Source organism: uncultured Thermosynechococcus sp. (assembly GCF_937958135.1).
In the GTDB taxonomy this organism is placed as follows: Bacteria; Cyanobacteriota; Cyanobacteriia; order Thermosynechococcales; family Thermosynechococcaceae; genus Thermosynechococcus.
The window spans coordinates 22,638-30,198 of sequence record NZ_CALGOG010000075.1 but is presented as its reverse complement, the minus strand read 5'-3'; the positions used below and the strand labels follow the sequence as shown (position 1 = coordinate 30,198).

The following is a 7,561-nucleotide window of genomic DNA, read 5'->3' as shown; positions in this document are numbered from 1 at the left end:
TTGCGATCGCTCCTAGAAATTGTTGACCAGCAGCTTTTTCCAAAAGATTATTGGGCGTTCCTAGAGCAGATTGCCACCTACTACTGCACGCCTTTGATCCAAGTGGTGCGCACTGCCCTGCCGCCGGGGGTTTTGGGGAGAGCACAACGGCGGGTACGTCTGCGCCGCCAACAGGGCATTCCTCCCCTGTCTGAGCAGGGGCAACATCTGCTGCGCTTTCTCCAGAGCAAAGGCAGTGGGGACTACAGTGTGCGCTACCTCCAGCAACACTTTCCCAAAGTGCGGCGAGCCCTCAGTGAACTCGAACGTCTCGGCTTAGTGGAGACCTATCTGGCAGCACCCAGCGCTCAACAGCCTAAACACCAACAGGTGGTGGTGCTCCTGAAGGGGAAGGGAGGGGAGGAGCTAACGCAGCGGCAGCGGCAGATCCTGCACTATCTTCAGCAACAGGGTCGCGACTGTCCGCTGCAGGAGGTACTCACAGCAATGGGCACCACCTCCCAAACCCTGCGGCGTCTTGCGGACAAGGGGTATCTTACCATTGTCGAGCAGCAGTCTTGCCGTCTTGAACAGGGAGTAGCGGTTCCGCCAGAGGCGCCTAAAACGTTAACGCCTGCCCAAGCCACTGCCTTAGCACAGATTTTGCAGCATTTAGAAACGGGGGAAACCTTTTTGCTCCACGGGGTCACCGGCTCCGGCAAGACAGAAGTCTATCTACAGGCCATTGCCGCCTGTCTAGAGCGGGGGCGATCCGCCTTGCTGCTCGTGCCGGAGATTGGCTTAACACCGCAGTTGACAGATCGGGTGCGGGCGCGGTTTGGACAGCGGGTGTTGGTTTATCACAGTGGCTTGAGTGAGGGGGAGCGCTATGACACTTGGCGCTTGACGCTCCTGCAGGAGCCGCGCGTGGTCATTGGCACACGATCTGCTGTGCTTCTGCCCCTGGTCGGGCTGGGTCTGATGATTCTGGATGAAGAGCACGACAGTAGCTACAAGCAGGATCAACCCCAGCCCTGCTACCATGCCCGCACGGTGGCGGAATGGCGATCGCGCCAACAGTCCATTCCCTTGATTTTGGGAACGGCTACCCCTGCCCTGAGCACATGGCAAGCAGCGCAAATGGGGCGGATTCACCCTCTGTCCCTGCCGGAACGCATTCACGGTAGCCCCCTGCCCCCCATTACCGTTGTGGACATGCGCCAAGAGCTGCTCCGCAAGAACTACTCCATGCTCAGTTTTCCTCTTCAGGAAGCGTTGGCAAATCTAGGGGGTCAGCAGGCCATTCTCTTTGTCCCGCGGCGTGGATATAGCACGTTTGTGTCCTGCCGCAGTTGTGGCACGGCTCTGTACTGTCCCCACTGCAGTGTCTCGCTTACCGCACATCTGTTTAGCGACCACCTAACGGTTCTGCGCTGTCACTACTGTGGTTACCAGCAGGCTTTTCCTCGGCGGTGTCCCAGCTGTGACTCTCCCTATCTCAAACCCTTTGGCGGCGGTACGCAGCGGGTGGTTGCGGAACTCAATCAGCGGTTTCCCCAGTTGCGGGTACTGCGCTTTGACAGTGACACTACGCAACGTAAAGGATCTCATCGCCAACTGTTGAGCCGGTTTGCCGCCGGCGAGGCGGATGTGATGGTAGGGACGCAAATGTTGACCAAGGGGATTGATTTGCCCCAGGTGGCGTTGGTGGGAATTTTAGCTGCCGATAGCCTGATCCATCTACCGGATTATCAAGCTACGGAACGAGCATTTCAGGTGCTCACCCAAGTGGCGGGGCGATCCGGGCGGGGCAGTACGCCAGGGCAAGTTATCCTCCAAACCTATGTTCCTGAGCATGGGGTCATCCAAGCGGTAAAACAGTACGACTGGGAAACCTTTGCCACCCAGGAGCTGAGCAACCGCAAGCCTTTGGGCTATCCCCCCTATGGCCAACTCATCCTTCTGCGCCTCAGCAGTCCTGATCCAGAGCAGGTGGCCACCACAGCCCAGGCGATCGCCCAGCAGTTACAGGCACTCCCACCCGTTGCAGAGGGCACGTGGGAAGTTCTCGGTCCAACACCGGCGGCGATTGCCAAAATTGCCGATCGCTACCGCTGGCAAATTCTCCTGAAAGGTTCACCCACAGATTTTCCGCGGCTGAGTCAAGCCCTCAATGGCCTTAAGATGCACTGTCCCAGCTCCACGCGATTCAGTATTGATGTTGACCCCTTTAATTTCCTTTGAAGGAATTGCCCCTTCTCCCCCCAGGAATCATCTCTACCGAAGATCTACTGCCGTCTTCCCCAGAGAAGTTTGAGCAAACCACCACAGCAGCGTGACGGGTACGACACCTAAAACAAAGCCTAGGGTTGCGGGAATCCAAAAACGCTGATCCAAGGAGGTAAGCGTAATCACCGCGCCAAAGGCAAAGTTGACCAGATAGACCAGCAGGGGGGTAATCAGTTGCCTGCGGTTGACCACCACCGGCTTTGGCCACCAGGTGATCATTGCCAGCCCCATAAACATTGCCCCTGTCCCTGTCCACCCCAAAATGTTGCGGTAGGGCATGCCAAAGAACTCACCCACCTCCTGAAATTGCCAGAAGGGGACTGCCGTTTGACTCATGGCCGGATCCAAAACAAAGTCCCAGGCCGTCAAAAAGATTGCTCCTAAGCCCACGGTGCTCAGGACTGCCCCAAAGCCCAGCGGTTTGCCTTCCCGCAGAGGACGACTTATGAAACCGCTATAGGCCAATAGAAACGTGACCAGCCCCATATAAAACCAAGAGAGGGGAATCGTAAAAGGAACAAGGCCAGCAATTTTGTACCCCAAGCCACTGAGGTAACCGTAATGGCCAAAGGGAAAGCCGGTACTGGTACCCAACAGTTCACTGGTGAGGGAAATTCCCACTGCTGGCAGCAGAAAGCCGAGAAGTTTGCCAAGCCCAAAGTGGCGATAGGTATGGAGAGCGATCGCCAGCGCCCCGAGGACAATATAAACTACCCCGCCGTTCGCCATGCTCCACTGAAAGAGCTGCTGACCCCAGGGGGGCAAGGCCAGAATAAACTCAGGATGGGGTACCACGAGAAGTAACCCCGCCAAACCAAAGGCCATTGCCAAGATGTGACCAATCAGGCACACCTGCTCCGCAGTGTAAAGCGCGTTCTTCATAGGGGCAATCTCAAAGGGTAGGGGGCAATTGTTTACAAATGTTAATATGAGTGTATCACTCTTCTGCCTGCTGTCTGCGACCCCCCAAAAGGGAGCCAGCATTGGCTAAGGGCGTCATAGCAGTGTGAGGCGGTTCTGGTCTAGGGAAACAAGCCCTCACCCCCTGCTAGTGAATGTGCTGACTGCGCAAAAAGCGGTCAATGTCCTCATTGGCACCAATCACCACCATAACGTCCCCCTTCTTGAGCTTTTGGCTAGGACTGGGATTGATCTCAAACTTGTCATCAAAGCGCAGGGCAATCAGGTTGAGGCCATAGCGACTGCGAAGTTCCACCTCCGCAACGGTGCGATTGTGAAATACCTCGGGAACCTTGATTTCCACAATACTTTTTTCAGGGTCGAGATCAAACCAATCGAGAATGGCCGGTCGGGTGAGGGATCGCGCCAAGTCGCAACCCGCCTCATATTCCGGGAAGACCACGCGATCTGCCCCGACGCGCTCTAGCAGTTTTTTGTGAATCTCCGAGGAAGCCTTGGCAACGACATTGGGCACGCCCCCTTCCTTTAGGTTAAGCGTAGTGATGATACTGGCATCCACATGATTGCCAATGGCGACAATCACTGTTTCAAATTCCAGCAGACCTGCTTCCTTCAGGGCTTGGGGATCTGTGGAGTCCAATTGAATTGCATGATCCACAATGTGATCCTGCAGGACTTGATTGACTAACCGCTCTTGGTTGTCACTCCCTAGCACCTCGTAGCCCATGCCGTGCAGGGTTTCACATACCCCTCGGCCAAAGCGCCCCAGACCGATTACGGCAAACTGCTGGGAGATCTTGACCCCGCGTCCGCGAAAGAACATCGCTCCCAAATCCACCATAGGTGAGTTTCCTGTTGGCGTACTACGCTGATTATCCCCTCAATCGGCAGCCTCCGATTTGCTCCCACCCGCCAATTGCTGGAGGCGCTGCCGAATCTGTTCAGCACTTGCACGGGGAGAAAAGCGCGGCACGGGAATGACCTGTTCGCCGATGACCAAATAGAGCAGCGGAATTTCGTACTGATAGGCTTGCCACCACTCTTCGCAGCGAGTAATGTCGCGTACTTCAAGGGTAAATTCCCTCAGAGTAGCCAGCTTTTCCTGTAGCCCTTCACACAAGTGACAGCCGGGCTTGCTATAGAGAATGAGATGACTCACAGGGGGAGACAGATGCAGGGGAGGTATCGCCAATGGAAGCGTGATTCCGCAGGCCAAAAATGGCTTCTACATTGCGGTAGTGCTTGATTTCAATGAGATTGTGGAAGGGGTCTGCCAAAAAGAAGGTTTGATGCTCTAGGGGGGTGTTGGGAAAGCGGGTGCGCGGCGGCTGATAAAATTCCAGCCCGTTTTTGACCACGCGATCGCGCAGATTTTGCCAGTCGGCCTGAGCCAAAAAAATCAAACCAAAGTGGCGCGGATAGATGTTTTTGGGTGGGGTTAGGGGTTCAGCGGTGACATGGGCCACCAGTTGATGGCCATACAGCTTGAGGATTAGACAGTGGGCGTTTTCCCGCCCTGGTTCGCAGCCCAAGCCGTCAATGTAGTAGGCTTTGGTGTCCGCTAGATTGTTGACCGGAAATGCCAAGTGAAACAATACAGGCGCGATCGCTAAGTGCGCCATACCCCCTCTCAAAAAAGCTAAATTATCCGCTATTGTAGCAGGATCGCTCCTCCGCAGCGCCCACTTTACCTACACCGAAAGGGATAACAAGGATAGGGAAAGTGGGGGGAATAAACAGGTGCGCCGTAGGGCAAGTAGTAAATCACAGGGCGAGCTGGATAGGGCACCGGTACGATAATGTAGGTCTGGGATTGCCCCGGCGGACGGTAAAAGATGGGGTTGTAGGGAGTGTATTGCGGGGTCTGTGGCCGCCCAAAAGACTCGAGGCCGGGGAAGAAGACATCTACCCCCGGCTGATTGGGAAAGAGAGGATAGGCCGCCCGCATTGGGGGGGCGATCGCCAGCAGGGTCACGACACTCCCGATGGCCAGCGACAGGAAGCGTAACATACAAGCCTCCGGTGAGAGAGTGCTTTTGCTGACGCTCAGCCAGCTAAGGAAGTTCCCGCAGAACGCGACTTAAAATCTCCATCATTTGATCAATGTGCGATCGCTCCACAATTAACGGAGGCGAGAGGGCAATAATATCCCCTGTAACTCGAATCAGCAGCCCCGCCTCAAAGGCACGGCAGAGGGCATCATAGCCACGGGCACCCCCTTGACCTTCCCGCGGCGCCAATTCAATGCCCGCCACCAGGCCCAAATTGCGAATATCAATGACATGGGGCAGCCCCCGCAAGCTGTGGACGGCCTCCTGCCAATAGGGAGCAAGGGCAGCCGCCCGCTCAAATAGGGCTTCCTTTTCGTAGATCTCTAGGGTGGCTAAGGCAGCGGCACAGGCAAGGGGATGTCCCGAATAGGTGTAGCCATGGAAAAACTCAATTTGCCCCAAGGGCCCTTGCATAAAGGTTTCATAGATTTCATCGCGCACAATGACCGCCCCCATGGGCACAGCCGCATTGGTCAACCCCTTGGCCACAGTAATCAGATCCGGCGTCACGCCAAAGTATTGGCCGGCAAAGGGAGCACCCAGACGGCCAAAGCCGGTGATCACCTCATCAAAAATCAACAGGATGCCATGGCGATCGCAAATGGCGCGCAGGCGTTCCAAGTACCCTTGGGGCGGAATCAATACCCCCGTAGAACCCGCCAAGGGTTCGACAATTACAGCGGCAATTGTTGAAGCATCGTGCAGAGCCACCAACCGCTCTAGCTCATCGGCTAAATGTGCTCCCCACGTTGGCTGCCCCTTGCTGAAGGCATTTTGCTCAAGATTGTGGGTGTGGGGCAGATGATCTACCCCTGCCAAAAGAGGACCAAAGAACTTGCGATTGGCGGCAATGCCTCCCACGGAAATTCCCCCAAAGCCAACCCCGTGATAGCCCCGCTCACGCCCAATGAGCCGTTGGCGACTGCCTTCCCCCCGCAAGCGATGGTAAGCTAGGGCAATTTTCAAGGCTGTGTCCACCGCCTCAGAGCCAGAATTAGTAAAAAAGATATGGTTGAGAGGCTCAGGGGTAATGGCACGCAGGCGATCGGCAACCTGAAAGGGTCCCGGATGCCCCATCTGAAAGGTGGGGGCAAAATCCAGGGTAGCAGCCTGTTGAGCGATCGCGCTGCGGATTTCAGGGCGGCAGTGTCCGGCATTAACACACCACAGCCCCGCTGTGGCATCGAGAATGGAGCGGCCATCAATACTCGTGTAGTACATCCCCGCCGCTGACACGAGAAGGCGAGGGCTTTGCTTAAACTGCCGATTGGCCGTAAAGGGCATCCAAAAGGGGTCGAGGTTAATCTCTGCAAGGGTAGGCAGCGTCATTACACTAAAACTAGAAAGCTAATTTGTATCTCTGATGGAGGGAATTAGGCCAATAATATCGCGGTAGGCTGCTACAATGACACAACTACTCCAAGGAATTGTCACCAACAGCCCCACACCGCAGAGGCACAAGCCTAAAATATGGAAGAAAATAATTGACACGTTGAGAAAAAAGAAGCTCCACCAGCTACGGGAGATCAAGCGGCGACTGGTTTCTAGGGCTGGCCACACGTCAAACCGGTGCTCCACCACCAAAGGCAGGGCAAATAGATAGGCTACCCCAAAGTAAATCCCCAACAGCAGCAGGAGAATCCCCCCCAAGATTAAAACGGGTGTCAGCACCTCAGGAAAACGGGGGAGTTGATCGAGGAGGGTTAACAATTGTCTGGTATCTGCCTCTGAGGCAGCACCTTCAACGGCGCCCTGCTCTAATACACTTTGCAAAAACGGCAACCCTGCAACCAGAAATAGGACACCGGCACTGAGAACAAAGAGATTAGTTATCAAACTAATGATTAAATTTGTCAAAAAGACAGGCAAAAAGTAGTTATTCTTGAACGCCCCGAAGAAGTGAGTAAATTCGGGTCTTTGGTTACGGGCAATCTGAAAACCAAAAAAGTAGTAGCCTGCGGAGAAAAGTCCTGCCAGAATAGTGCTAACAACTAGACCAGCCCCTGGAATATTGTTGAGCACAACATTAACCATGGAAACAAGAATAAAGAAGCCAATGTAAGCAAGGGGCTGGGTGCTGAAAATTTGCCAACCCTCCGTCAGGTACTGGCCAATCCGCACTTGGTAAGAACGGCCAGCGATCGCTTGGGGGGTATGTTCTGACTCACCGTACATGATGGCGGCTCCAGGGATTTGCCTTGAGCTTAACGACTGTTCTGTCTTGCGCCAATCTTTAGTGTGGCACTTTTTGAACTTTTTGAGATTTTGTAAGCACTATTAAGCGGTTGGCAACGAAATTTTACCTGCACAGCTCAGAGGCC

The 7,561-nt window shown here is 54.8% G+C and carries 8 protein-coding genes; 1 reads left to right on the top strand and 7 read right to left on the bottom strand.

From position 1 onward, the window contains the following. Positions 1 to 2,223 (top strand): primosomal protein N' (gene priA / locus Q0711_RS09490; protein WP_299042388.1); only part of this gene is annotated, 2,223 nt, incomplete at its 5' end. 33 nt (positions 2,224 to 2,256) lie between these two features. Here the strand turns inward: priA and cruF are convergent. The 7 genes from cruF to Q0711_RS09455 all read right to left on the bottom strand — a co-directional run bounded on the left by cruF (position 2,257) and on the right by Q0711_RS09455 (position 7,415). After that, on the bottom strand, positions 2,257 to 3,150 hold the full coding sequence (gene cruF / locus Q0711_RS09485; RefSeq protein WP_299042385.1) for a gamma-carotene 1'-hydroxylase CruF: 894 nt from the start codon (positions 3,148 to 3,150) through the stop codon (positions 2,257 to 2,259). 166 nt (positions 3,151 to 3,316) lie between these two features. Continuing rightward, entirely contained in the window at positions 3,317 to 4,027 is a 711-nt protein-coding gene (locus Q0711_RS09480; RefSeq protein ID WP_366142733.1) for a TrkA family potassium uptake protein, read from the bottom strand. Positions 4,028 to 4,069: 42 nt separating this feature from the next. Next, positions 4,070 to 4,348, bottom strand: coding sequence for a glutaredoxin family protein (locus tag Q0711_RS09475; protein ID WP_298613636.1), 279 nt, complete (start codon positions 4,346 to 4,348; stop codon positions 4,070 to 4,072). Further along, positions 4,326 to 4,811 (bottom strand): VOC family protein, encoded by a 486-nt coding sequence (locus Q0711_RS09470; protein WP_298613633.1) that lies wholly within the window; start codon positions 4,809 to 4,811, stop codon positions 4,326 to 4,328. Before Q0711_RS09470 ends, Q0711_RS09475 begins: the two co-directional genes overlap by 23 nt. Positions 4,812 to 4,876: 65 nt before the next feature. Further along, complete coding sequence (locus tag Q0711_RS09465) at positions 4,877 to 5,200, bottom strand: hypothetical protein (RefSeq protein WP_298976948.1); 324 nt, start codon at positions 5,198 to 5,200, stop codon at positions 4,877 to 4,879. A 43-nt stretch (positions 5,201 to 5,243) separates the two neighbouring features. After that, positions 5,244 to 6,569, bottom strand: coding sequence for an aspartate aminotransferase family protein (locus Q0711_RS09460; RefSeq protein ID WP_298613627.1), 1,326 nt, complete (start codon positions 6,567 to 6,569; stop codon positions 5,244 to 5,246). Positions 6,570 to 6,587: 18 nt separating this feature from the next. Next, entirely contained in the window at positions 6,588 to 7,415 is an 828-nt protein-coding gene (locus tag Q0711_RS09455; RefSeq protein ID WP_298613624.1) for a DUF975 family protein, read from the bottom strand. Positions 7,416 to 7,561: the final 146 nt, after the last annotated feature.